This is a genomic window from Fodinicola feengrottensis (assembly GCF_010993775.1).
In the GTDB taxonomy this organism is placed as follows: domain Bacteria; phylum Actinomycetota; class Actinomycetes; order Mycobacteriales; family HKI-0501; genus Fodinicola; species Fodinicola feengrottensis.
Genome location: NZ_WOTO01000028.1, coordinates 77422 through 101406 on the forward strand (window position 1 = coordinate 77422; position 23985 = coordinate 101406).

Consider the following 23985-nt stretch of genomic DNA (forward strand, 5'->3'; position numbering starts at 1 on the left):
TGCCGCCACGGCATTACCACGCGTCTGCCACCACCACCTACGAGGCCGCGTTACGGCAGCTTTCCGCTGAGACTTATGACAAATCCGGTCAGCGCGTCGATGGTCTGGCCTTTCAGGATCGCCTCGGTGCGGATATCCAGACCGAACCGAGCGCGCAGCCGAGCGGCGATCTGAACCGCCAGCAGTGAATGGCCGCCGAGGCCGAAGAAATTGTCGCGTACGCCAACGGTTGGCAAGCCGAACAAATCGCTCCAGACTTCGGTGATGATCGCCTGGACGTCGTCGCGATGAGCCGTGCCGGGGTCGACAGCGGAGGCGGCCGACTGTTCCAGTCCCCACCAGCGTCTGCCGCGCCAGGCGTACGTGGTCACGGTCGGCTGGATGGCCGGGAAAAATGTCGGGATCGAGCCCTCGCCGAGGTCGAAGAGGATGACTGATCCGCGGTGTTTCTCCAGCAGCGCCTGCACATCGGCCGTACGTGGTGAGAGCTGTTCGTCTCCGAGTACGTCCGCGAGCCCGCTGCCGAGCAATACCAGCCGACGGTCGGTGGGAAGGGTGCCGATGTTCGTGTCGTCATGCAGCCGTACGACCAACGCGGGCCGCTGACCAACGCGCTCCACGCCGGCTGGTCCGACCGAAACGTGCGCGTCCGCGGTGGCCAGCTGTCGTACCAGATCCGCGACCGGCTCGCAGTCGACCATGACAAGCGCGTCGTGGCCGGCGACCATCGTCTCGGTGATCTGGATCCATCGTGGCTCCGACCTGCGAACGACGGCCGCCCGCGCCGGCGTCCGGTCGCATTCGGTCCGTTCGAAAGGATGCGGCGGAAGTACGCAACGGTGCGGTTCACCATCCACCGGCACATCGATGTCGACGCCGCGTTCCCACTGCGCGGCAAGCATTGCCGGCCGGCCGGACCCGACTGCCGGCGACCCGGTCCGCAGCCCGGCCACCAGTTCCTGCGTCGTGGTGGCGACGATGGCACGCCGGTACGAGAATCGGCGCCGGCCGGTGGCCAGGGTCCACGCCACGTCCGGCAGCGGCTGCGTGCCGGACTCGAGTGACTCGGGCGAGGTCGTTTTCCAGCCGCCGCAACGCGTTCGGGGTGGCCGCGGAGATGACGAAGACACCAGGTCGACTCGTGGCGGCGCTGCGTACGGTCGCCGGTGCGCTTTCCACGATGACGTGCGCGTTGGTGCCACCGACCCCGAAGGAGCTGACGCCGGCCAGCAGCGGCCCATCCGCTGGCCACGGTTGAGTGCTGCTGGCGATCCGGAACGGACTGCTGTCCAGCTCCAGCTCCGGATTGGGCCGTCGTACGTGCAAAGTCGGCACCAGCTCGCGGTGACGGAGCATCAGCGCGGTCTTGATCAGGCCGGCCACCCCGCCGGCGGCGGCGGTGTGGCCGAGGTTGCTCTTGACCGAGCCGAGCCAGCAGTAGCCGGCGCGGTCGGTGCTCTTGCGGAACGCCGCGGTCAGCGCCGCCACCTCGATCGGGTCGCCGATTTTCGTGGCGGTGCCGTGCGCTTCGACGTAACCGATATCGGCCGCGTCGACCTCGGCTCTGCCTGAGCGAAGGCGATGACGTCCCGCTGACCGGCCAGCGAAGGCGCGGTGTAGCCGAGTTTCTGGGATCCGTCGTTGTTCAACGCCGAGCCGCGGATGACCGCGACGATCCGGTCACGGTCGCGTACGGCGTCCTCCAGCCGACGCAGCACCACCAGCGCGACGCCACTGCTGCCGACCGTTCCACTGGCGTCGGCGTCAAACGTACGACAGTGTCCGTCGAGGGACAGGATGTCGCCTTCTTCGTAGAGATAGCCGGTGGTCTGCGGCATCCAGAGCGCGATGCCACCGGCGATCGCCGCGTCGCACTCGTAGTTCGCGAGGCTCTGCGCGGCCTGGTGGACGGCCACCAGAGAGGTCGAGCAGCCGGCCAGCACGGTCATTGCCGGGCCGCGCAGGCCCAGCTTGTACGCCACCTTGGTGGCCAGGAAGTCCTTGTCGTAGCCGATCATCTCGATCAGGTCGTCATCGCCGCGAGCGAGCAGGTCGACGTTCACCGGTGCGCAGCCGGCGAACACCCCGATCCAGCCACCGAACCGATCCGGGTCGATGGCGGCGTCGTCCAGCGCGACGGACGCGGTTTCCAGCAGCACGCGGTGTTGTGGGTCGGTGCCGGCCGCCTCGGCCGGGCTCATCCCGAAGAACGCGCGGTCGAAGAACTCGGCGTTCTCGATGACTCCGCGCGCCGGCACGTACCGGGGATGCCGTGCGGTGTCGGGATCGATGCCGGCGGCCAGCAGCTGCGCGGTGTCGAACCGGCTGATGCTTTCGGTCCCCCTGCGCAGGTTTCGCCAGTACTGCTCGACGTTGTTCGCACCAGGCAGCCGGCAGGCCATCCCGACGATGGCGATGTGGTCGGTCATCAGTGATCCGTTTCGTCGCGGCGGGGAGGCCGTACGCGGGCGGCTCGCGCTTGGCGAGCTCTCCGCGCGCGCAGCCCGATGTCGTCGGTGGCGTCCGCCGGGACGGTGTCCACGGCGAAAGCACGCGCGAGTGCTCGTACGGTGGGAAACTCGAACAGTCGGTGGAAGGTCAGTCCGGCGTCCAGCTCGGCGGCGAGCCGCGCGTGCAGTGCGGCCAGCAGGAGCGAGTTTCCACCGATATCAAAGAAGTTGTCGTCCACACTGACCGATTCGACGCCGAGCACGGCCGTCCACACCGCCGCGATCCGCCGCTCCAGCTCGGTCCGCGGCGGCGTCCATCGACGGTGTCCGACCAGGTCCACCCCGCCGGGCCGAGGCAGCCGCGCCGTGTCGACCTTGCCGCGCTCGTTCATCGGCAACTCGGCCAGCCACACCATCGCGGTGGGAATCATGAAGGCCGGCAGCCAGGTACGCAGCCGCGCCACCACCGCGCTGGTGTCCGGTGGCGTACCGGCCGCGGCAACCAGATACGCCACCAGGATGCTGCCGTCGTGGCCGTGGACAGCGGCTGCCCGGACCGCCGGATCGCTGTGCAGGCGTGCCTCGATCTCGGCTGGTTCGACGCGATAGCCCCGAATCTTGAGCTGACGGTCCGCTCGACCGAGGTATTCCAGTGTCCCGTCGGTCAGCCAGCGGCCCCGATCGCCCGTTCGATACGTCCGCTCGGCGAACCGTTCGCTGGTCAGCTCCGGTCGCCGCCAGTAGCCGTCCGCGACGGTCGCGCCGCCCACGTGGATCTCGCCGGGCATCCCGACCGGACATCGCTGGCCAGCTTGGTCCAGGACGAAAACGCGGGCTCCGGCGACCGGCCGGCCGACGCAGTTGAGTGCGGTCGCCGACTTCGGGGAGACCGCGTGCATGGTGGCGATGAAGGTCTCGGTGGGCCCGTACGCGTCGCAGATCCGATAGGTGACCGATGCCGGTGGCAACGCGGTCAGCGGCGACCCGGCGAACACCAGCCAGCGCAGGCCCGTCAGGTCGGCGCCGGATGTCCATAACACCTCGGCCAGCGGTGTCGGGGTGAACGCCACCGTGACGTGGCGGTAGGCCAGCCAGCCGGCGAGATCCGCGACCACCACGCTGTGCTCGTACGGGCAGATGGTCGCGCCGGCGCATAACGCCGGCCACACCTCGCACTGTGTCATGTCGAACGACACGTCGTGGATCCAGCTGATCCGGTCTTCGCTGTGTACGCCGAGAAAATCCGCGTACGCGCGGGTCGCTGACGCCAGGCTGCGGTGGCTGTACGTGACCCCCTTGGGTTCGCCGGTCGTGCCCGAGGTGTAGAGCACGTACGCCGTGTCGTCCGGGTTTGGCAGCTGAGGCCTGCGCTGCGCGGACGTACCGACAAAGGCGGCACTGCGCAGCACGGCGGTCCCGGTGGCCGCGGCGGCGCGGATCGCCCGCGGATCGTCGGTGATGACCGCGGACGCATCGAGATCGGCCAGGATGAACGCCAGCCGGTCGACCGGCTGGCCGGGGCTGACCGGACAGAACGCCGAACCGGCCCGCCACGCCGCCAGCATCGCGGCGACCAGGTCCGGGCCGCGGGGAAGGACCACCACGACCACTGGCGGCCGCCGGCCGCGTACGAGTGCATCCCGCACGAGTGGCGACAGCACGGCCGCCACCGCATCGGCGCGGCTGGCCAGCTCGCGATAGGTCAGGTCGCCTTCTAATGAGCCGATGGCGACGGCGTCCGGCTGGTCGGCGCACCGCTGGTCGAAGGCCGCTGGCACGCTGGCACGCTGGCCGCTGCGGGCGCCGGTGGACCGGCCTCGAACCGGTGGATTTCGGCGAGCTCGGCCACATCCAGGAGATCGAGCGTCTTGACCGCAAGATCCAGGGCGGTGTCGAAGGAATGCGTGAAACGGCCGAGCCAGCCGGCCATCCGCCGCACCTCAGCGGTGGTGAACCGGTCCCCGCGATACATCAACACGCCACGTAGCCGGCCATCGATCTCCTCGAAGGTCGCCGTCAGCCCGAACTTTCCGGCGTAACCGGCGTCGTCGTGGTCGAGCGCGTACGGAACCAGTCGCGCGTCACCCAGCCGCAGATCGTCGCGGAAGGCGGTGGTGGCCGCGAGCGTGACGTCCGCGTACGGCACCCAGCCGGGTCGCCGTGGCGGGTTCAACGCCCCCACGACCGCCTCGAACGGCGTGCCTTGGTATTCCAGCGAGTCCAGCACCTGGTCGCGAATGCCATCCAGCAACTGCCGGACCGTCGTCGCGGCGGTGATCCGCGAGCGCACCACGACGGTGTTCAGGCAGGGCCCCAATGTCTCGGGAAAGTCGTCCCGATTAGCGACCGGAACCCCGATGGTCACGTCGTCCTGGCCGGTCCAGCGATGCAGCAGAGCCGCCAGTCCGGCGGCGAGCACCATAAACCATGATATGTGCCGTACCCCGGACATCGCGGCCAGCCGGTCGAACAGGTCATCCGGTACGCGCACCGGGACAGCCCCCGGCGGGCCGGTGCGCAGCGGCGGCGGCACCGCCGGATATGCCGGTGCGCCAGCAAGAAAATCCGTCCAGTAGTCGAGCCCCTCAGCCTCGTCGGCCATCGCGCGCTGAGCGCGTACGAATTCCTCGAACTGAACGACGGCAGGTGCCTGCCGTCCAGCGTAATGCGTGTCCAGCTCACGGAAAAACAACGGAATCGAGGCCGCGTCCCAGATGAGATGGTGTACGCACAACAAAAGCACCCGACGATGGGCCAGGCTGACCCGCAGCAGCCGATTCGTCGTGACATCGAACGGACGCGACGCGGCAGTGCGCAGCCACCGGGAGCGGTCGCCCCCGACCTCCTCGACCGCCGGCAGCCAGGGCCGTCCGACCACCTGATAGAGCCGGCCATCGCGCTCGCGAAACGACGTCCGCAGGATCTCGTGCCGCTCGACCAGCTTGGCCAGCGCCTTTTCCAGTCTTGGAACGGAAATCTCGGCATCGACCTGCCAGGCCAGCGGCACCACGTACCGGCCGGCACCGGGTTCGAGTCGGTCGGCCAACCACATCCGTTGCTGGACTCCGGCCGCCGGTAGCCAGATCTCCGGCGTCACCGGCGGTCCAGGAGATCGTCGATCGCGGCGGCGAACGCTTCGGCCGTGGGATGGTCGAACAACATTCGTACCGGCACCCGGATCCCGAGCCGCCGGCGCAGCCGTGCCGTCAGCGCGGTGGCCAGCAGCGAATGACCGCCCAGCTGGAAGAAATCGTCGGTGACGCCGACCAGCCCGGTCGCCAGGACCTGCGCCCATTCCTCGCAGACCGCCTTCTCGGTGTCGTTGCGCGGCGCCACGAAATCCATGCCGCCGGCGTCGTCAGGCGACTCCGGAAGCCTGGATCGGTCGACCTTTCCGTGCGCGTTCAAGGGCAACTCGTCGACAATCACAAAACCCGTGGGGATCATGTACGCCGGCACCCTGCTGGCCAGCGCTCGCCGCAGCGCGGCGGCAGACAGCTCGCGCGCCTGGTCATCCGGGACCACGTACGCGACCAACTCGTGCGGTCCGCGCAGCAAGGTGGCCGCGGACCGTACCCCGGGACAGTCGCGCAGCCGCGCCTCGATCTCGGCGCCGGTTCCACCCGTTGGCCGCGCACCTTGAACTGTCCGTCGCGGCGGCCGAGAAAATCCAGCGTCCCGTCCGGACGCCAGCGCACGATGTCGCCGGTGCGGTACATCCGCTCGCCTGGTCCGCCGTACGGATCTGGCACGAACGCCCGCGCCGTCGTCCCCGGATCGTCGACGTACCCGCGGGCCAACCCGAGCCCGGCCAGGCACAGCTCGCCGGGGACGCCAGCCGGCACCAGTTCCAGCGCGTCGTCCACGACGTAGCAGCGCGTACCGCGGACCGGCCGGCCGATCGGCACGGACCGGTCCGCGTCAGCCACCGTGTCGATCGGGTACCAGGTCGAGTACGTGCCGTTCTCGGCCGGCCCGTAGCCGTTCAGCAGCCGCTGTGGTTTGCCATTGCGCAGCACTGCGCGGATGGTCCCGACGTCGAGCGCCTCTCCACCCACCACTACCGTCCTGACCGGCGCGAACGTATCCGGAACAGCGCCGACGAGATGGTTGAAAAGCGAGCTGGTCACCAGCTGCGCGGTAATCCGGTACTCGCGTATCGCGGCTGCCATCCGCTGCGGGTCGACCAGGACCGATCGCGGGATCACCACCAGTTCCGCGCCGTTGAGCAGCGCACCCCAGATCTCCAGCGTCGCGGCGTCGTACGACACGCTGCCCGCGTGCGCCACGCGGTCATCCGCGCCGAGCTCCAGATAACCGTTGTTCATGGCGAGATGGACGACGGCCCGCTGGGACAGCTCGATCCCCTTGGGCCGGCCGGTCGACCCGGACGTGTAGAGCAGTTGGGCGAGGTCCTCGGGATCCGCGTCGTACGCGCGACCGGCGGCGACTCCGGACGGCAGTCCATCGTCCAGCCACAGCACGGTCGCCGCTGGCTCGCGAAGCCGCTCTCCCAGCGCGGTGGTGGTGACGACGACCGACGTACCGGTGGCGGCCAGCATGTAGGCGAGCCGTTCGTCCGGATAGCCAGGATCCAACGGCAGGTAGTGGCCGCCGGCTTCCACCACCGCCAGCAGCGTCACTACCAGCTCAACGGATCGTTCCAGACAGACACCGACGCAACTGCCAGACCCGATACCGTACGACCGCAGCGTTTCCCGCATCGCCGCCGCTCGATCGGCGAGCTCGCCGTACGTGATGACCACCTCGCCGTCGCGCACCGCGGCGGCGCAGCCGGCCGCCGCGCGACCTGCTCGGCGACCAGCGCCGCCAGCCCTCGGCCCGCGCGCGGCGGTCGTGTCGTCGACGTTGCCCCAGGCCAGAAGTTCGGCTCGCTCGGCCTCGGACAGCAGCGGCAGACCGGAAATCGGCCGGTCCGGTTCAGCTACGCCACCGGTCAGAAGCCGCACCAGATGCGCCAGCAGCCGCCGCATCGCGGGCCTGTCGAACAGATCGCTCCGATAGTCGAGGTCGATCTCCAGACCATCGGAGAACTCCCCGATCGTCAGGTCCAGCTCGAACCGGACAATACCCGGATCAAATGCGAACTCGCTCGTGTCGCAGCCAGGAACCCGCAGGCCAGACGCTGCTTCGTTCAAATAGGACAGCACGACGCTGACCAGCGGCGGACGGCTCAGGTCCCGATCTGGTCCGGCCAGGTCGACGAGCCGCTCCAGCGGCAGATCCGGGTCGTCATGTGCCCGCAGAACCGTCCGTCGGACGCGTCCGAGCGCCTCGGCGAAACCCGGGTCGCCGGACAGGTCCGTCCGCAACACCAGCGTATTGACGAAAAACCCGATCATGCCAGCCAGCTCGCTGCGGCTGCGATCCGCGAACGCCGCGCCGAACGACACATCGGCCTGCCGCGCGTACCGGCTGAGCAACACCGACAATGCGGTCGCCACCACCATGAAAACCGTCGCACGGTGGCCGGCGGCGAACGCGCGAATGTCCTGCAACGCCTCCGCCGGCAAGGTGTGTCGTACGCGTTCGCCTTGCCATTCCTGGAAGATCGGACGGGGCCGGTCTGGATGCAGAGCGACCGGCTGGATGCCACTGAGGCGTTCCCGCCATCGGCGCAGCTGACCGGCCAGGACGCTGTCGGTCAACCGATCACGCTGCCAACTGGCGAATGCCGCGTACTGCAGCGCGGGCGCCGGCAGATCCGCCGGCCGGCCGGACACAAAACGCTCGTACAACGCGGAAATCTCGTCCAACAGGACGGACAAACTCCAATGATCGAGGACAATGTGGTGCAGACACAACAGGAACACGTGGTCGTCGGCACCGATCCGGAAGACTTCGCGCGCGCGCAGCAGTGGCCCGCGGCGCAGATCGAACGGCCGGCGCAGCCGGTCGCGCGCCAGGTCCGGCACCTCGTCGAGAGCGGCGATCGTCAGCGCGATGTCGACATCGGCCGTCGTACGGGAGTGCAGCATCGGCCCGGCACCGTCATCGTCCACTGTGGACCGCAGAATGTCATGGCGCCGGACGACCTCGTTCAGTGCCCGGCGCAGAACGGTCAGGTCGAGGCGACCACGTACCCGCTGCGCGCACCGCATGTTGTAGGCCGGGCTGTCCGGATCCAGCTGCTGCAGAAACCACAGCCGCCGCTGCGCGTACGACAGTGGCGCACCAGCGGATTCGCGCATGTCCAGCCTCCCGACCGGCTGCCGCTTTGGCTGTCGCACTGACAAACGACCGGTCCCCCTCATCTGCTCAGATCGAGAAGTCGTTGTCCAGCAACACATCCCTTTCAGGCATCCCGATCGTGCAGGCCTGTCGCCAGCACCTGCGCCGGCCCGTCATCTCGCGGATCCTGGACGCCACATGACCGCACCGGAAACCCTCCGCCACACCGGCCGGCGGCCACCGATGGCCTCGGTCCATCTCGCCGTCCTGGTGTCCAGCATCAGCAGAGGAGCATGGTTCACCTGCTGGGCATTGTTCTTCCTGCACGGCATCGGCCTGAGCACGGCACAGTTCGGCATCGGCGTCACCGCCGCCGGGATCGCCGGTCTGGCGATCAGCGGTCCGCTCGGCTACCTGGCCGACCGGATAGGGACCCGCGAAACCCTCCTGGCGATCGGAATCGCGCAATGCGCGGCCATGTTCGCCTTTGCTGTCGTACGTGACTTTCCCACCATTCTGGCCGTCACCTGCGTCCTCGTCGCGCGCTGAGCGCGCCACCCCGGGAATGCGCGTCGCGCTGGTCTCCGGCCTCGCCGAACCCGACCAGCGACTGTCCAGCGTCTCGACCGCTCACGCCATGGTCCAACTCGGCACCATCGGCGGAGCCGTCGTGGGCACGGTCGTACTCAGCGTCGACACCGACGCGGCCTACCGGACCCTGTGCCTGGGGTGCGGAACGATCACCCTTGTTTTTTTCTTGGCATTGCTGGCCAGAGTGCCACACGTGACATCTCTTTCGGACCTTCGCGTCAAGCGTCGCATGCTCGTCCTCAGAGACCGGCCTTTCCTGCTCCTCACGGCGTTCAACGGCGTACTCGCGCTCAACTGGGGAATGCTCGACGCCGGCGTACCGCTGTGGATCACCACCCACACTCGGGCCCCGGTGTGGACAATGGGCGTACTCATCGGCCTTAACTCCGTGATCATGGCGCTTTTCATCACCAAGGTCACCAAAGCAGGCACGACCATCGCCGGAGCCGCGCGGCTGGCCAACCGGGCCGGAATCGCACTCTCGGTGTCATGTGTCATCTTCGCGGCCAGCAATCACACCAGCGGAGGCACTGTCGTCGCGATTCTCCTGGTCGCCGCCGCTGTCCACGTCGTCGGTGAGTTGTGCTTCGTCGGCAGCGGCCTCGGCCTTTCCGTCGGCCTCACCCCAGCCGACGCTCACGGCGAATACCAGGGAATGTTCGGCACTGGACAGGCAGTCGCACTCATGATCGCGCCAGGGCTCATGACGATACTGCTCACCCAGCTCGGCATCGCGGGTTGGCTCATCCTCGCCGCCGTCTATCTCCTCTCCGGCGCCGGAACCCTTTTCGTAGCCCGGAAATTCATCGCCGCAGCATCAGACGATGATTGATGCATTCGACGGAGGCCGAAAAGGTTGTCCAACCGGATCCACCTGAATACCTTACCCAGGAATGGAAACCCGTCACTGGGAGGAATGATGAATTCAGCGAAGATCTTCGCCGGCGCCGCCGCCGGCCTGCTGCTGGTCCTGTCACCCGCGCTCACGCCGGCCGCGTCGGCGGCACCGGCGGACGCCGTACGGACAAGTTGCCATCTGGCCCACATCAACTGCACCACCCCCACCGTATTTTTCGAAGGCGGCCGGATTTCCATCGACGCGGACGTCAATGGCAGTGGCACCGGGCACTGGTGGCTCTATCAAGACAACCGGGACAACGTGGCGGTCTGCCAGACCGACTTCTCAGCAGAGGCCGGGCCTGCGTCCTGGACCTGCGATATTGGCATTGGCTCGTACCACTTGGCGGTGCTTGGGGGCTTCACCTCAACCGACGCGCGCGGCGATCTACGCTGGTAGTTTTCAGGGCGCTGGCCGTCCAATGGTCGATCTCGCGTCAGCCAGCCCCTGCTGACGCGGATCGAGCCAAGAAACACGGCCAAAATCGCCCGGAAGGTTCTAGCTCGCAGCGAACATGTGGTGGGCGTAGCTGCCGGTGCTGAGCAGGAGTGTGGTGGGGATGCCGGGGATTTTGCTGGGCGTGGTGGCGCGGGCGTCGGTGGTGCCGAGTCCGAGCTGTCCTTGGCTGTTGTTTCCCCAGGTTTGCACTGATCCGTCGCGTGCGAGCGCGGCACTGAACTCGCTGGCGGCCTGGATTTGGGTGATGTCGGTCAGGCCGGGGACCGGTTTGGGGCTGTTCAGGACGCTGCCGTACGTGCCGTCGCCGAGTTCGCCGTCGAGGTTGACTCCCCATGACCAGACGGTGCCGTCGCTGGTCAGGGCGAGGGTGTGGCTGAATCCCTCGGACAGTTGGGTGATGGGTGGCAGGCCGGTGATCGCGGTCGGGGTGTCGTGTTCGTAGATGCCCCCGAAGGCGTCCGAGTTGCCCCATGCCAGCACCGCGCCGCCGGTGGTCAGGACGCCGGTGGTGGACAGGCCGGCGGTCAGGCTGCTGATGCCGGTAAGGCCGGGAACCTGGGTGGGGGTGGGGTTGCAGTTGCAGCCGCTGGGATGACCGGTTTTGTTCTGTCCGAGTTCGCCGTACACGTCTGATCCCCAGGTCCAGACCGTGCCGTCGGATCGCAGCGCGGCCAGGTGCCGGGCGCCGGCGGCGATCGCGGTCACGCCAGTCAGTCCGGGGACTTGCTGGGGTTGGTTGACCTGAACGCCGGATCCGAATCGGCCGTCTCCGAGCTGTCCGCCCGAGTCGTCGCCCCACGTCCAGACGGTGCCGTCGGCGCGCAGCGCGATCGCGCTGGTGGCGCCGGCCGCGATCGCGGAGACGTTCGCCAGGCCAGCCACCGGGGTGGGGACGTGGTAGTAGGTCTGGTCGCCAGTTCCGAGGTTGCCGTACGCGTTCGATCCGGCCGCACGTACGGTGCCGTCCGCGGCAAGGAAGAACGAGAAGCCTTCGCTGGTCGCGATCGCGGTCACGTTCGTCAGGCCGGTGACGACCACGGGCGCGGTCTTGTCGGTGGTGGTGTCGTCGCCGAGCTGACCGTAGGAGTTGTCACCCCAGCCGCGGACACTGCTCGCCGGGGCGGCGACCGCGGCTGGCACCACAGACAACAGCATCGTCACGCCGGCCACGATCGACGCGACAGTGCTGGCAGTGGTCCGGATGCTGGCTGCTCGTCGAGTCCTTTGCACGACGCAGATGATCAAACGCGTACGGACGATCGTCAAGCCCAACCACGCCGGGCGGCAAAATTAGACCTGCGCTTCCGCGGATCCTCTCGTACACCGGAGCCTGCGACTGTCCCCGACGGTTAGGGAGCGTGTGTTTGTCGGGCGACGTTGACGGCGGTCTCGCAGGCGTGACAACGGATTCGTCGAGCGGCCGGTTCGACCTGGATCTGCCGGTTCAGTGGCACGGTGCGGGGGTGAGGTGGTCGATGGTGACGATGGTGTGGTCGCGGCAGGTCCCGGCCCCGCAGTGGGTGCAGATCGCTACCGCCGGTCCGTTGCAGTCCAGACAGTTCACGCGAGGTCACCCGCGCCGTTGGCGGTCCCCGTGCGTACATTGCTGGGCACTGTCCGCTGGTGGGTGGCACGGTTCGGGAGCAGCTCAGTGACCAGATGCTGTACGCGGTCGCGGATGTCGTCACGGACCTGGCGGACAATCTCGATGGGTTGTCCGGCGGGATCGGTGAGTTCCCAGTCTTCGTAACGTGTGCCGGGGAGAGATGGGGCAGGCGTCGCCGCACCCCATCGTGATGACGACATCGGAAGCCTGGACAGCGTCGGTGGTGAGGACTTTTGGTTTCTGGCCGGTGATGTCGATGCCGATTTCGTTCATGGCTCGCACGGCGGCGGGGTTTATCTGGTCAGCAGGAATTGATCCGGCGGAGCGGACCTCGATGGCGTCGCCGGTCAGGTGACTGAGCCAGCCGGCGGCCATTTGCGATCGGCCGGCGTTGTGAACGCAGACGAACAGGACGGCGGGTGTGCGGAGGTCGGTCACGAGTATTCCTTGCCAGCGATGGGACGGATGTCGGGGTGGGCGGGCACGGTCAGGTCGCCGGGAAAGAACCGGCGGCCGGCCCACAGAGAGACACGTAGACCAGAGCGACCAGGACGGGGACCTCGATCAGGGGTCCGACGACACCGGCGAGTGCTTGTCCTGAGGTGACACCGAATACGGCGATGGCGACGGCAATCGCGAGTTCGAAGTTGTTGCCCGCCGCGGTGAACGCCAGCGTCGCGGTGCGGTTGTAGGCCAGGCCGATCAGTTTCCCGAGGATGAACGCAAGTCCCCACATGAGGGCGAAGTACGCCAGCAGCGGCAGGGCGATGCGGACCACGTTCAGTGGCTCGGAGGTGATGGTGTGGCCTTGCAGGGCGAACAGGATCACGATCGTGAACAGCAACCCGTACAAACGCGAGCGGCCCGATCCTGGGCAGGAACCGGTTCTCATACCAGTCCGTGCCTTTACGACGCTCGCCGATCAACCGGGTCAGGAAGCCGGCCAGCAGCGGCATGCCGAGAAAGAGAAAGATCAGAACGCTGCTGGCGATGACCCAGATCGACACGTTCAGGTCGGTCCGCGGCAGTCCGAGCCAGCCGGGCAGCAGGGTGAGGTAGAAGTAGCCGAGCGCGGCGAATGCGACGATCTGGAACAGTGAGTTGATCGCCACCAGGACCGCGGCGGCTTCCCGGTCACCGCAGGACAGGTCGTTCCAGATCAGCACCATCGCGATGCACCTGGCCAGCCCGACGATGATCAGGCCGGTACGGAACTGTGGCAGGTCCGGCAGCAGTAACCACGCGAGCGCGAACATCGCCGCCGGGCCGACAATCCAGTTCAGTACCAGTGACGAGACGAGCATTCGCCGGTCGCTGGTCACCGAGTTCAGGTGTCCGTACCGGACTTTGGCCAGCACGGGATACATCATCAGCAGCAGTCCGAGCGCGATCGGCAACGACACCGATCCGACCTTGACCGCATCCAACCCCACATTCAAGCCAGGCACGAGCCGCCCAAGGAGCAGTCCGACGCCCATGGCGGCGAGGATCCACACCGGCAGGAAACGGTCCAGGACCGACAACCGACCCACCCCCGGCCGCACCGCGGCCAAGGAACTGGTCTCAGCGGCCACTCGCCCCCCTTTCATTGATGTCCATCTATGAAAGGGGACGGTAGCAGCATTGATAGATGAACATCAATGTCCACTGTATGGTTGTGGACATGCGGTCGAGGCTTGGCTGAGATGACGAGTCGAGGTGGACGATGACGGCGACGGCACGTACGGACGCCACGGTGTCACCGGTAGCTGAGGCATGTGTAGGCGCCGGCCCGACGAAGGCGCCGCTGGATCGACCGACCGCAGAGCAGTTGGCGAAGACGCTGAAAGCGGTCGCGGACCCCACTCGATTGCACTGCTGAGCCTGATCCGGGCCACCGCAGGCGGCGAGGCATGTGTTTGCGACCTGACCGAACCGGTCGGGCTGAGTCAGCCGACGGTTAGCCACCACCTGAAGGTGCTGGTGAACGCTGGACTTTTACGGCGCGAGCCACGGGGAACCTGGACCTGGTATTCCCTTGTCCCTGACCGATGGGAAGCGCTGCGCGACCTGCTCGCCTGACCCGCACCCCTTTTGGTTTTGTCGCTGTTAGATCAGGCGGCCATCGGTGATGCCAAGATCGTGGAGAGCGACCTCCATTGGCTTGCTATAGGGCCCGCGAATGTGGAACTTGCCATAGGTCGCTTCCAATTCGGGCCACACCTGCGAGAACAGCCGCCCGCCCGCCGCGATCGTACGGATGAATCCAGATCCATTCCAGCACCCACCCGTCCTCCTCACGACACAGCCCAGCGCCCCGGCCACGATCGGGAAGGACGCTGAATGACGAGCTGAGTCAAACAAAACGCCGACCTGCCCGTATTCTTCGACATCAAACGGAGCGAAGTCGAAATGGCTTTCCCGTTGGAACTGCCGCCCCACCAGTTCCATTACCTCCCGCAATTCATAGGTGTCGGCCAGGATGACCCTCCCGTCGCGCCGCCCGTCGTACCCAAGAAGCGGGAACATTCGCATGTCAAACCTCGGCGGATCCCCAAATGCTTGAAGTTCCAGCTCGTGCGCTGGTCGGCGTCGCTCGTCCACACCAGCATGTCTACACCACCGTCCGCTGTCGCCCTGCGTGCAACATCGTCCGGTCTGGATGGCTAGTTGACGGCGACCATGGCCTCGGCGGACGACGCCGCCGCGGTGGGTCGGGTCCATACGGCCGCTGCGGCACCCGCAAGGCAAATCACGGCGAGGACGGCGAACAACACGCGGTATCCGCCGAAGGCAGTGGCGATGGCGGCACCGGCCCACGGGGCGATCGCGGTCGCGGTAGTGGTCGGGGCACTCAGGATCGAGGTCAACCTGCCGTACGCGGCTGATCCCCATCGGTCGCTCACCGCGGTGGCCTGTACCAGGGTGTATAGCCCCCGGGCCATGCCGGCAACGACCGCCGCAGCTATCAACGCGACCGCCGGCCCGGACAGGATCGCCAACAATGCCGTGGTGATCGCACCGGCGGCGAAGATCGTGACCGTACGGGCCACCACCGGGATCCGGGTCAGCACCGGGTGGTAAAACAATCGCCCCAGGACCTGCCCGGCGCCGCCCAACCCCAGCGCCCACGCCGCGACCGTGGGGCTCAGCCCCTGTCCGATCAGCAGCGGGATCTGGTTCACGACCACCGCGTAGATCGCGAAAACCACCCAGCCCCACCGCCACCAGCAGCGCCACGAACCCGCGACTACGTACGATCGCTCCCACCCCCCTGACCAGGGGCAGCGTGACCGGCGGGGCAGTGGTCGGGCGCCGGCCACGGTAGGTGCAGCACGAAGACGTGGATGGGGATGGTGACGACCGCCAGCACCGCGCGGCCAGCGCAAGGTAGCTGCCGCGCCACCCGACCCAGGAGTCCAGCACGGCGGTCAGCGGCGCGAACACGGTGCTGGCGAAACCGGCGACCAGCGTGAGCGCGGTCAGGGCTTTCACCCGGTCGGGGCCGTACCAGCGGGTCACCGCGGCGAACGCGGGCGGGTAGAACGTCGCGGCCATCGCCGGTCCCGCCAATACCCAGCCCGCGATGAACACCACCAGGTTTTGGTGCGGTCGCGACGCAGACCATCGCGACCACGCCCAGGATCGAGCCGGCGGTCATCAGGGCGCGGGGGCCGTGCTGGTCCAGCCATCGCCCGGCCGCGATCCCGCTGAACGCGGAGATGACCAGCCCAACCGAAAACGCGGCGGTCACCACCGTGGCCGGCCACCTGGTGTGGGCGGTGATGGATGGGGAGAGGACTGGGAAGGCGTAGAACATCACGCCCCAACTGGTGATCTCGGTGACGCACAGACCCACCAGCGCCCATCGGCGACGTGCGTTCGTTTTGTGCCTGGGGATGGTCATTCCTCGCGACGGATCAGTCGCGCGGGCTCGCGGTAAGCGTCAGTTCCACCGGCGCCGGTACGCCGCAGCATCCACCCGCCCCAGCATCGCTGACTGGCTCGTCGAACAGTCCGGCGCCGCCGCACACTCCCGTCTCCGGCAGGATCAGGTCCACTCGCTCGGCGGCCTGATGGTCACCGGCGATCGCGGCAACGACGCTGCGGACCTGCTCGTACCCAGTCAGCGCAAGGAAAGTCGGTGCCCGTCCGTAACTTTTCATGCCTACCAGGAACACCCCGGCCTCTGAATGGGTCAGTTCCTTGACGCCGTGCGGATACACCGTGCCGCAGGAATGTACGTTCGGGTCGATCAACGGCGCCAACGCCACCGGCGCCTGCAACCGCGCGTCCAGGTCCAGGCGGACCTCCGACAGCCAGGACAGGTCCGGCCGGAATCCAGTTACCGCCACCACCTCGTCCACCGCGTCCAGTCGCCGACCGTCGTCGCTGACCAACACCAGCCGGTCGCCGGCCCGTTCGATATCGGACGTACGAAATCCGGTGACCACCTCGACGTGCCCGGCGTCCACCGCCACCTGCGCGCGTTGACCGAGTGCGCCGCGAGCGGCGAGCTGATCGGATTCGCCGCCACCAAAGGCATTCCCGACCGCGCCGCGCCGTAGCACCCACCGCACTCGGGTTCCCGGATGCGTCTGGGCGAATCCCGCGAACGCGACCAACGCGGTCAGCGCCGAATGCCCGCTACCGAGCACTGCCACCTGCCGCCCAGCGTATCTCACCACGTTGTCGGCGTCGGTCAGGTCCGGCACCCGATAGCTGATCTTGTCCGCCGCGGCGCGCTCGCCGATGGCCGGCAGGCCATCGGCGCCGACCGGTGAGGGGGATCCCCAGGTCCCGGACGCGTCGATCACACGCGCGCGCTACCACCCGGTGTTCGACGCCGTCGGCGCTGACAGTGCGTACGACCAACGGCTCATTGTCCCGGCCGGCGTCCACCACCCGATCACGGCCACGCCGCGCGACTCCGACGACCCGCGTGTTCAACCGCACGACGGTCCCGAGCGCGTCCGCCAACGGCTGCAGATACTGAGTCGCCCACTCCAGCCCGGTCGGATACCCGTCCGGGTCGGGCTCCTGCCAGTCCGACTTTTCCAGAAGGCGCCGCGCGGCCGGGTCGATCAGCCCGGACCACCGGGAGAACAGCCGCACGTGATGCCATTCGCGCACCGCCGCGCTGACCGCGTCACCGGCTTCGAACACCAGCGCCTCCAAGCCGCGTTCGACCAGCTGCGCCGCCGCCGCCAACCCGATCGGGCCGGCCGGCGCCGACCACCACCACAGGGAAAACCTGGTTATTCATTGCTCACCTTCATCTATCGATGCTGTTGGATCACGGTCGATAATCGCGAATCATGACGAGGACGTTGACCCCTTTGATGAGCCTGGACGACACCGCCACCTATGCCGCCAGCCGCCAGGAGTTGCACCGTGGCGACGATCAGACGGGTGGCCGCGAGCAGCGTCGCCGGCTCGACACGGTCGGGCGTTTCGGCCGGGGTCTGGTAGCCGGGCATTCCCATGCCGATACCGATCGCGGGAAGTCCCGCGGCGGCGTACCGGCGGTTGTCCGACGGCATTGGCCCAGCCCGCAATGGCACCCCGACCTGACGGCCCGCCTGGTCCAAGGCCGACAGCAGAGGTTCGGCCGGACCTCCGGCCTCCACGGCGACGGCCTCACGTAGCTGGGCGGCGCCGTCGACGTTGATGACGTACGTACCTGCCGACACCTGAGGCGCGTGGTGGGCTGAACCCCACGCGCCGACTTCCTCCGCATCGAGCAACGCGACCGCCAACCCGACACCATCTGGCAACGCGAGCGCGAGCAGCCGCGCGGCCTCCATCATCACGGCCACGCCGGAGGCATTGTCCGCCGCGGCCGGCAGGCGCTGATCGAGATCATCACCCACTCCATCATCGCGATGCGCGGTCAACAACACCGACACAGCACCCGGTCGACTTTTCGTGTATAGGCCGCAGATATTGGTCCCAGTCGCCGCCACCGTTTGCAGCGGCACCGAGCCAGACGCTCGGTCGCCGCGGCTTGACGACGCCGCCATCTCCAGGTGTAGATCGGTTCGTACGCTCAAAATCGGAACCGAGGCTGCTCCGGGGCCGGCGATCATCTTCGGCATCCAGCCCGCCTCATCGACACCCCGCGGCACCAACAACCCCACCGCACCTTCGGCCCAGGCTCGTTGCAGCACCCGCTGCTGCGGCGTGGCAGCCACAATCCAGCGCCCGTTCCAGTCCTGGTCGTCCATCGCACCAAGCAAGCCCGTCTGAACCGTTGGCAGCGAGGCAGAGCGTAGATGCTCCGCGAAATCCCGCCGATGCACCAAAACTCGCATTCCCCTGTGACCGCTCCACTCCAATACCGGAGTCTCGGATAACTCCAGAACAGCCGCGACCTCAAAATGGTCGACGCTCACGTTCGCTCCAGCGGTACGCAGCTGTCCGGCCAGCCATTCACCGGATGCCAGGCCGCCGGCAGTGCCGACGCGTCTCCCAGTGAACTCGTTGCCGGACAACCGCGCGACCGTCGACCTCAGCCGAGCTACGGAAACGTCGCCTCGTGCGGCGAGGTGGTCGCGGAGCGCGTTCGTACTCATCCGCAGCAAGTGTCCGTCTGTGTCGGCGCGGCCAATGCCGCTGAGGTCGGTGCTCCGCAGCAAGCGCCCGTCGACTCGGTCGTGGTCGGCTCGCCGCAACAACCAGCACTTGCTTTGGGCGTTGCCGATATCTCGGTCGGAGCGCTTCCGCAACAGCTACCAGTCGCGGCTGGGGTGAACGCCTGCGCTGGATCTCCGGCGAACCCGCCTGAGGTGACATCCGTGCTCATGACCAGCTCCTCCGCTTGGAATCACCACCCAATCCTCTGTCTAGACATTGATCTAAACAAGGTGGCGACGGCAAGCTTGCAACATGAATAGATAGATGTCAATATAGAGGAGTGTCAAATCAGAGTCTGGCCATGGAATCGGCCCGCATCGTCGGTGGCGGTTGCTGTGCGCCGCTAATCACCGCGCCCTTGACACCCGACGACGCGGTTGACCTGGCCAAAGCATTCAAGGCACTCGGCGACCCTGTGCGCCTGCGGCTCCTGTCGCTGATCACCTCAGCCAACGGCGAAAGCTGCGTCTGCGACCTCACAACAGCCTTCGAGCTGACCGGGCCGACCATCTCCCACCACCTCAAAGTGCTACGCGAAGCCGGCCTAGTCGACTGCGAACGCCGCGGCACCTGGGGGTCTACTACTGGCCCCGCAAGCAGAAGCTCGCCCAACTCTCCACACTCATCGCCACCCCCGGCCTGGACGCAAGCGCGACGTAAGTGTTGTCACGCGCGTCCCCTTGCGATGCGGGGCGCGCTTCATTGTTGAGGTGCACTGACGGGGCAATCTTGGCTCTGTGTAGTCACCGAGCAGGTCATAAACGGGTTTCTCGTTCCGGTTGTGTGCCCATTGTGTGCCCGGAAGAATCACAACCAGGCCCCACGGGCCAGCACAGACCAACACGGTTGGGTTCTCCAACTGACCTGCGGCCCCCTACCTCACCTGGACAAACCAGCACTCAGCTAGACTGATCAGCAGCGAACAGCACCATGCCGCCTTAGCTCAGTTGGCCAGAGCGACGCACTCGTAATGCACCGCCGACGGCTTTGCCCGTCAGGCTGCTTCTTCTGCTTTCAGGGTCGAGCAGGCCGTCTGACCTGCGGTTCTTTCTTCTGGGAATCAGCCTTGGCGCCGGCGAAGCATGCAACAAAATGCATGTGGATCACTTAGTGTGCCCGGAGTGTGCCCTGAAGGAAATCTCGAGATTCGATTGCTGACGCATAGAGCGGCGACATGGACCCGCGGTAGTTACGTTTCGTGACACCTGACTCTTCCAACCGCAATGTTGCGTGTCGCTTTTACCGCAGCCGCAGACCGACGTTCGGCACAGATCTGCGACCTGGCCATCGCCGGTCTGGTCGGCTTGGGACTGGGCGTCGAGGGCACGGGCGAGCAGAAGTGGGTCGGGACGTAGCCAGAGGGTCAGGGCGAGCGCGGCGGCGGCGTACGCGGCGCCGGCGAGCAGGAACGGCCCGGCCAGCGGCGGGGATGCCGAGGGTGGTGGCGAGGGTGCCGGTGGGGGCGCCGAGGTTGGGGCCAATGACGCCGCCGAGGGTGCTGGCGACCAGAACGGTGGAGACCGCGCGGCCACGGCGCGCCGGGGCGGCGAGGTCGGCGCCGGCGTACCGGGCCTGGAGGTTGGTGGCCGAGCCCGCCCCGTACACGAACAGGGCCGCGAACAGCAGCACCGGGTTGGCGGCCACGGCGGCGGCAATGACACCGGCGCTGCCGATCGCGGCGGTGAGGTAGCCGGCGCGGCAGGCCGGCCGGGGCGCGCGGCCGCGCAGGTGGGAGAGGCGGCCGATGCCGACCGCGGCGAGCGCGGAGCCGGCGGTGAACAGGGCGCTGGGCAGGCCGGCGAGGCTGGTGGAGTGCAGCATGTCCTGGGCGAGCAGGGCGCCGACGGTGATGCCGGCGGCCAGGCCCGCGCCGCTGAGGATCTGGGAGAGCACCAGGGCGGTGAGGATCCGCCGTTGCGCGGGATGCGGCGGCCCAGAGCTGGCGCTCGTGCTAATGCTGGTGGCCTCGCGGGTCACGCTCGTCCCTTTCCGATCTGCAGAAATGGTCGGCGTTCTGGACAGGAACGTCGTTTACGCGGTGGTGACCGGGTGGCCGGCGAGGCGCCATTCGAGCATCCCGTCGGCCAGCACGCGGGCGCGGTAACCGCGCCCGGCCAGCAGTCGGGTCGCGTCGTGGGACAGGACGCAGTACGCGCCGCGACAGTAGGCGACGATCTCCTGGTCGGCGGGTAGTTCGTCGAGCCGGTCGGCCAGCTCGTGCAGCGGAATGTTGAGGGCGCCGGGAATGTGACCGGCCTGGTATTCCACGCCAGGGCGTACGTCCAGCACGGTGACCTCACCGGTCCGGGCGCGGGCCAGTAGTTCCTCGCGATCAACCGGTTCGGCGCCAGCTCCGATGCCCGTGCCGAGGAAGTCGCGCCGCGCTGGTTCCACGTCCGGGATGCGCCGCTGCGCGACGGTACGGACCAGCGCGTACAGAGCGGCGACGTCCTCGCCGGCGAGCCGGTAGTAGATCTTGGTGCCGTCCCGGCGGGTGGCGACCAGGTGCGCGCGTTTGAGGGTTTGCAGGTGCGCGCTGGCGGTGCTCAACCCCAGCCCGGCTGTCTCCGCGAGCGCCTCCACCGTGCGCTCACCCTGGGCGAGCAGGTCCAGCAGCTCCAACCGGCTGCCGGACCCCAGTGCTTTGCCCACCCGGGCGAACTGGTCGAACAACACCGTCTTCGCCGCACGTCCACTCACCACATCCTCCAATGTTTCATGGAATAGTGTAGAACAAGTCGGTGTCGTGATGCGAGGAGGTGGGCGATGCAGGTCCCGCAGGCATTGCACGGTGGTCCGATCTATTTGGACTACAACGCGACGACGCCGGTGGATCCACGGGTGGCGCAGGCGTGCGCACCGTTTCTGACCGAGTCGTTCGGGAATCCGTCCAGCGGCCACGCGTACGGCCACGCCGCTCGGGCCGCGTTGGATGAAGCGCGCGGGGCCGTAGCGGGTGTGCTGGGCTGCGCGGCGGGCGAGGTGGTGTTCACCGGCGGCGGCTCTGACGGCGACACGTTGGCGATCCGAGGTGCCGCGCTGGCGCGCCGCGCTGATGGCCGGCATGTGATCACGCAGGCCACCGAACACCCGGCCGTGCTCGCGGCGTGCGACAGTCTGCGCCGGTTGCACGGCTTCGAAGTGACCGTGCTGCCCGTCGACCGGGACGGCCTGGTCGACCCGGACACGCTGGCGGCGGCGCTGCGACCAGACACCGTGCTGGTGACGATCATGCACGCCAACAAACGAGACCGGCACGATCCAACCCATCGCCGACCTGGCCGCGATCGCACACGCAGGCAAGGCGCTGCTGCACACCGACGCCTCGCAAACAATGGGGAAGATCCCGGTCGAGGTCGCCGCGCTGGGTGCGGATTTGGTGACGGTGACCGGCCACAAGATGTACGCGCCGGCCGGGGTTGGCGCCCTGTACGTACGGGCACGAGTGGAGTTGGAGCCGTTGGTATACGGCGGCGGGCAGGAAGGCGGGCGCCGCGGCGGGACCGAGAACATCGTCGGCATCGCCGCGCTCGGCCGCGCCGCCACCCTGGTCGACACCCAGACCGGCGCACACCTGACGCGGCTACGCGACGCCCTCCATCAACAGCTCGACGAGGCACTGCCGGGGCGAGTGCACCTGAACGGGCATTCCCATCGGCGGCTCCCGAACACGCTGAACATCCGCATCGAGGGGACGACCGGCAACCGACTACTCGCGGCCGTCGATCAGATCGCGGCCTCGACCGGTTCGGCCTGCCACGAAGGCACCGACCAACCCTCACCCGTGCTCACCGCGATGGGCCAGCCCGCCGACCAGGCAAACGCCGCATTACGGCTGACCCTGGGCCGGTGGAGCACCGAGACCGACATCGAGCACGCCGCCGCGCTGCTCACCCAAGCCGCCCACCAAACGGTGACGTCGTGAGCGCCGTGACGGACTGGGCGCGGCAACTGGCCGCCTGGCAGATCCCCGCCACCATCCCACAACCGGCGCGATCGCCGTGGGTGCTGCTGCCGCGAGGTGTTCATCCGCCGCGCCGACCGGCAAATCACCGACCCGATCGGTGCCACCCACCAGCAGGCGCGCGCCGCCCTGACCGAACCCGGCACGGTGCTGGACGTGGGTGCCGCCGCCGGCGCCACCAGCCTGCCGCTGGCCGGCCGCGCCGCGGTCACCGCTGTCACCGCGATCGACACCGACACCGCACTGCTGAACGCGTACGCCACCCGCGCGACAAACCTCGAACTCCCGGCACGCTGTCTGCGAGCTGGCTGGCCGGACGCCGCCGTCAACACCGAGCACCACGACCCGACCGCCGGCCTGACCGCCGATGTAGTGCTGGTGGGCAACGTCCTCTACAACATCGCGGACCTGCCTCCCTTCATCCACGCGCTGACCCGGCACGCGCGCCGAACGGTGATCGTGGAGATCGCCGACCAGCACCCACTGACCGACCTGAATCCGTACTGGCGCCATTTCCACGGCATCGACCGCCCCACCGGCCCCACCGTGGCCGACGCAATCACCGCCCTCGCCGAACTCGGCATTCACCCCCGCGTCCACCGCTGGTCGCGACCACCTGAAGCCGAACACGCCACCTGGACCGACCTCGTGGAGGTGACCTGCCGCAGACTCTGCCTCCCACCCGAGGCCAGCGCCGACGTGGACACAGTCCTGCGCCGCAGCGGAATCGATCCACAGCTGCCACCAGACCTGGGCTCCTCCGGACGCGAACTAACCACCCTGGTCTGGGACGGCACCGCCTAACGTCGGCTCCCGCTCGATCCGTGAAGGGATGCCTCATCTGCTGCAACGGCCCTCAAAGTTTCCGCAGGTTTTGCTGTGTTGAAGGAGGAATCCGCTGATCCGAAGGGGGCGACCGTTGGCCTCGCAGGCAGCGCGTCGATCCACATTGATCATGAGGAAAGGCTCAGTTTCGCTGATTCCTGAATGCGGCCTGCCAGATAGGCCGCGTCGGCGCCTACGAACCCCAAAAGCGCTGAACCGGTGGTATGCAGCCACGGCAACCCAAGGACATAAAGGCCCGGCGCGGGCGTGATACCGCGACGATGGTGGACACGACCGTCCTCGTCGAGGACGCCTGGCACGTGCAACCACCGATAATCCTGCCGAAAAACCCGTCGCCCATACCACCGCATCCGGCTCCAAGGTG

At 67.6% G+C, this 23985-nt stretch carries 18 protein-coding genes, 1 tRNA gene and 8 pseudogenes; 9 read left to right on the plus strand and 18 right to left on the minus strand.

The window, feature by feature from the left end; translation table 11 throughout:
- Positions 1-50 precede the first annotated feature (50 nt).
- The 8 genes and pseudogenes from GNX96_RS24895 to GNX96_RS24925 all read right to left on the minus strand — a co-directional run bounded on the left by GNX96_RS24895 (position 51) and on the right by GNX96_RS24925 (position 8662).
- Positions 51-953: an acyl carrier protein gene (locus GNX96_RS24895; RefSeq protein WP_163569933.1), complete on the minus strand. Its 903-nt coding sequence runs from the start codon at positions 951-953 to the stop codon at positions 51-53.
- Positions 954-992: 39 nt separating this feature from the next.
- Positions 993-1130 (minus strand): annotated as a pseudogene (locus GNX96_RS64755) (hypothetical protein); the annotation flags it as partial.
- Positions 1069-1542, minus strand: a pseudogene (locus GNX96_RS24900) (ketoacyl-synthetase C-terminal extension domain-containing protein); the annotation flags it as partial. The pseudogenes GNX96_RS64755 and GNX96_RS24900, both read right to left, overlap by 62 nt.
- Positions 1476-2429, minus strand: coding sequence for a beta-ketoacyl synthase N-terminal-like domain-containing protein (locus GNX96_RS24905; RefSeq protein ID WP_163569935.1), 954 nt, complete (start codon positions 2427-2429; stop codon positions 1476-1478). The gene GNX96_RS24905 and the pseudogene GNX96_RS24900, both read right to left, overlap by 67 nt.
- Positions 2429-4228, minus strand: coding sequence for a non-ribosomal peptide synthetase (locus GNX96_RS24910; RefSeq protein WP_163569936.1), 1800 nt, complete (start codon positions 4226-4228; stop codon positions 2429-2431). Before GNX96_RS24910 ends, GNX96_RS24905 begins: the two co-directional genes overlap by 1 nt.
- Complete coding sequence (locus GNX96_RS24915) at positions 4165-5547, minus strand: condensation domain-containing protein (protein ID WP_163569937.1); 1383 nt, start codon at positions 5545-5547, stop codon at positions 4165-4167. Before GNX96_RS24915 ends, GNX96_RS24910 begins: the two co-directional genes overlap by 64 nt.
- On the minus strand, positions 5544-6008 hold the full coding sequence (locus GNX96_RS54980; RefSeq protein WP_279581402.1) for a phosphopantetheine-binding protein: 465 nt from the start codon (positions 6006-6008) through the stop codon (positions 5544-5546). The genes GNX96_RS24915 and GNX96_RS54980 overlap by 4 nt, the downstream gene beginning before the upstream one ends.
- Complete coding sequence (locus GNX96_RS24925) at positions 5894-8662, minus strand: non-ribosomal peptide synthetase (RefSeq protein WP_163569939.1); 2769 nt, start codon at positions 8660-8662, stop codon at positions 5894-5896. The genes GNX96_RS54980 and GNX96_RS24925 overlap by 115 nt, the downstream gene beginning before the upstream one ends.
- Before the next feature lie 178 nt (positions 8663-8840).
- Here GNX96_RS24925 and GNX96_RS24930 point away from each other — a divergent pair, with 178 nt between their 5' ends.
- The 3 genes from GNX96_RS24930 (at position 8841) to GNX96_RS24940 (ending at position 10530) form a co-directional block, all read left to right on the plus strand.
- Positions 8841-9191, plus strand: coding sequence for an MFS transporter (locus GNX96_RS24930; RefSeq protein WP_163569940.1), 351 nt, complete (start codon positions 8841-8843; stop codon positions 9189-9191).
- Positions 9192-9207: 16 nt separating this feature from the next.
- Positions 9208-10065: an MFS transporter gene (locus GNX96_RS24935; RefSeq protein ID WP_163569941.1), complete on the plus strand. Its 858-nt coding sequence runs from the start codon at positions 9208-9210 to the stop codon at positions 10063-10065.
- A gap of 87 nt (positions 10066-10152) precedes the next feature.
- On the plus strand, positions 10153-10530 hold the full coding sequence (locus tag GNX96_RS24940; protein ID WP_279581403.1) for a hypothetical protein: 378 nt from the start codon (positions 10153-10155) through the stop codon (positions 10528-10530).
- A 99-nt stretch (positions 10531-10629) separates the two neighbouring features.
- Here the strand turns inward: GNX96_RS24940 and GNX96_RS24945 are convergent, their stop codons facing one another.
- The 3 genes and pseudogenes from GNX96_RS24945 to arsB all read right to left on the minus strand — a co-directional run bounded on the left by GNX96_RS24945 (position 10630) and on the right by arsB (position 13785).
- The gene (locus GNX96_RS24945; RefSeq protein WP_279581404.1) at positions 10630-11856 is read right to left on the minus strand and encodes an RCC1 domain-containing protein; all 1227 of its coding nucleotides are present in this window, start codon (positions 11854-11856) and stop codon (positions 10630-10632) included.
- Positions 11857-12150: 294 nt separating this feature from the next.
- A pseudogene (locus tag GNX96_RS24950) lies at positions 12151-12571 on the minus strand (arsenate reductase ArsC).
- Between the two features lie 112 nt (positions 12572-12683).
- Positions 12684-13785, minus strand: a pseudogene (gene arsB / locus GNX96_RS24955) (ACR3 family arsenite efflux transporter).
- Positions 13786-13901: 116 nt separating this feature from the next.
- Between arsB and GNX96_RS24960 the strand changes: the two are divergent.
- A pseudogene (locus GNX96_RS24960) lies at positions 13902-14257 on the plus strand (ArsR/SmtB family transcription factor).
- A gap of 27 nt (positions 14258-14284) precedes the next feature.
- On the opposite strand, the gene GNX96_RS24965 reads toward GNX96_RS24960, so the two are convergent.
- From GNX96_RS24965 to GNX96_RS24980, 5 genes and pseudogenes are all read right to left on the minus strand, one after another.
- The gene (locus tag GNX96_RS24965) at positions 14285-14710 is read right to left on the minus strand and encodes a hypothetical protein (protein WP_279581405.1); all 426 of its coding nucleotides are present in this window, start codon (positions 14708-14710) and stop codon (positions 14285-14287) included.
- A gap of 131 nt (positions 14711-14841) precedes the next feature.
- On the minus strand, positions 14842-15387 hold the full coding sequence (locus tag GNX96_RS54985) for an MFS transporter (RefSeq protein WP_279581406.1): 546 nt from the start codon (positions 15385-15387) through the stop codon (positions 14842-14844).
- Positions 15388-15425: 38 nt separating this feature from the next.
- A complete protein-coding gene (locus GNX96_RS54990) occupies positions 15426-16082 on the minus strand; it encodes an MFS transporter (RefSeq protein ID WP_279581407.1) in 657 nt (218 codons plus the stop codon).
- Positions 16083-16095: 13 nt separating this feature from the next.
- Positions 16096-17422: pseudogene (locus GNX96_RS24975) on the minus strand (NAD(P)-binding domain-containing protein).
- Between the two features lie 32 nt (positions 17423-17454).
- The gene (locus GNX96_RS24980) at positions 17455-18903 is read right to left on the minus strand and encodes a M28 family metallopeptidase (protein ID WP_279581408.1); all 1449 of its coding nucleotides are present in this window, start codon (positions 18901-18903) and stop codon (positions 17455-17457) included.
- A gap of 209 nt (positions 18904-19112) precedes the next feature.
- On the opposite strand from GNX96_RS24980, the pseudogene GNX96_RS24985 reads away from it, so the two are divergent.
- A pseudogene (locus GNX96_RS24985) lies at positions 19113-19471 on the plus strand (ArsR/SmtB family transcription factor).
- A gap of 272 nt (positions 19472-19743) precedes the next feature.
- Positions 19744-19815 (plus strand) — tRNA-Thr (locus GNX96_RS24990).
- A 235-nt stretch (positions 19816-20050) separates the two neighbouring features.
- Here the strand turns inward: GNX96_RS24990 and GNX96_RS24995 are convergent.
- Together GNX96_RS24995 and GNX96_RS25000 are read right to left on the minus strand one after the other, a co-directional pair.
- A complete protein-coding gene (locus GNX96_RS24995; RefSeq protein WP_313885777.1) occupies positions 20051-20788 on the minus strand; it encodes an MFS transporter in 738 nt (245 codons plus the stop codon).
- A gap of 54 nt (positions 20789-20842) precedes the next feature.
- A complete protein-coding gene (locus GNX96_RS25000) occupies positions 20843-21511 on the minus strand; it encodes an ArsR/SmtB family transcription factor (protein ID WP_163569945.1) in 669 nt (222 codons plus the stop codon).
- Positions 21512-21577: 66 nt separating this feature from the next.
- Between GNX96_RS25000 and GNX96_RS64760 the strand changes: the two are divergent.
- From GNX96_RS64760 to GNX96_RS25010, 3 genes and pseudogenes are all read left to right on the plus strand, one after another.
- Positions 21578-21991: pseudogene (locus GNX96_RS64760) on the plus strand (aminotransferase class V-fold PLP-dependent enzyme); the annotation flags it as partial.
- Between the two features lie 106 nt (positions 21992-22097).
- Positions 22098-22736, plus strand: a complete 639-nt coding sequence (locus tag GNX96_RS54995) for a cysteine desulfurase family protein (RefSeq protein WP_279581420.1) — start codon at positions 22098-22100, stop codon at positions 22734-22736.
- 96 nt (positions 22737-22832) lie between these two features.
- Positions 22833-23579 carry a class I SAM-dependent methyltransferase gene (locus tag GNX96_RS25010; protein WP_279581409.1) on the plus strand — a complete coding sequence of 249 codons (747 nt, stop codon included), beginning with the start codon at positions 22833-22835 and terminating at the stop codon, positions 23577-23579.
- Positions 23580-23985 lie beyond the last annotated feature (406 nt).

Excerpts from the sequence above, each read along its gene's own strand:
- GNX96_RS24935 (WP_163569941.1), top strand. The coding sequence starts at position 9,208 with ATGCGCGTCGCGCTGGTCTCCGGCCTCGCCGAACCCGACCAGCGACTG.
- GNX96_RS24905 (WP_163569935.1), bottom strand. The coding sequence starts at position 2,429 with ATGACCGACCACATCGCCATCGTCGGGATGGCCTGCCGGCTGCCTGGT.
- GNX96_RS24965 (WP_279581405.1), bottom strand. The coding sequence starts at position 14,710 with ATGCGAATGTTCCCGCTTCTTGGGTACGACGGGCGGCGCGACGGGAGG.
- GNX96_RS24925 (WP_163569939.1), bottom strand. The coding sequence starts at position 8,662 with ATGCGCGAATCCGCTGGTGCGCCACTGTCGTACGCGCAGCGGCGGCTG.
- GNX96_RS54990 (WP_279581407.1), bottom strand. The coding sequence starts at position 16,082 with ATGACCATCCCCAGGCACAAAACGAACGCACGTCGCCGATGGGCGCTG.
- GNX96_RS24930 (WP_163569940.1), top strand. The coding sequence starts at position 8,841 with ATGACCGCACCGGAAACCCTCCGCCACACCGGCCGGCGGCCACCGATG.
- GNX96_RS24940 (WP_279581403.1), top strand. The coding sequence starts at position 10,153 with ATGAATTCAGCGAAGATCTTCGCCGGCGCCGCCGCCGGCCTGCTGCTG.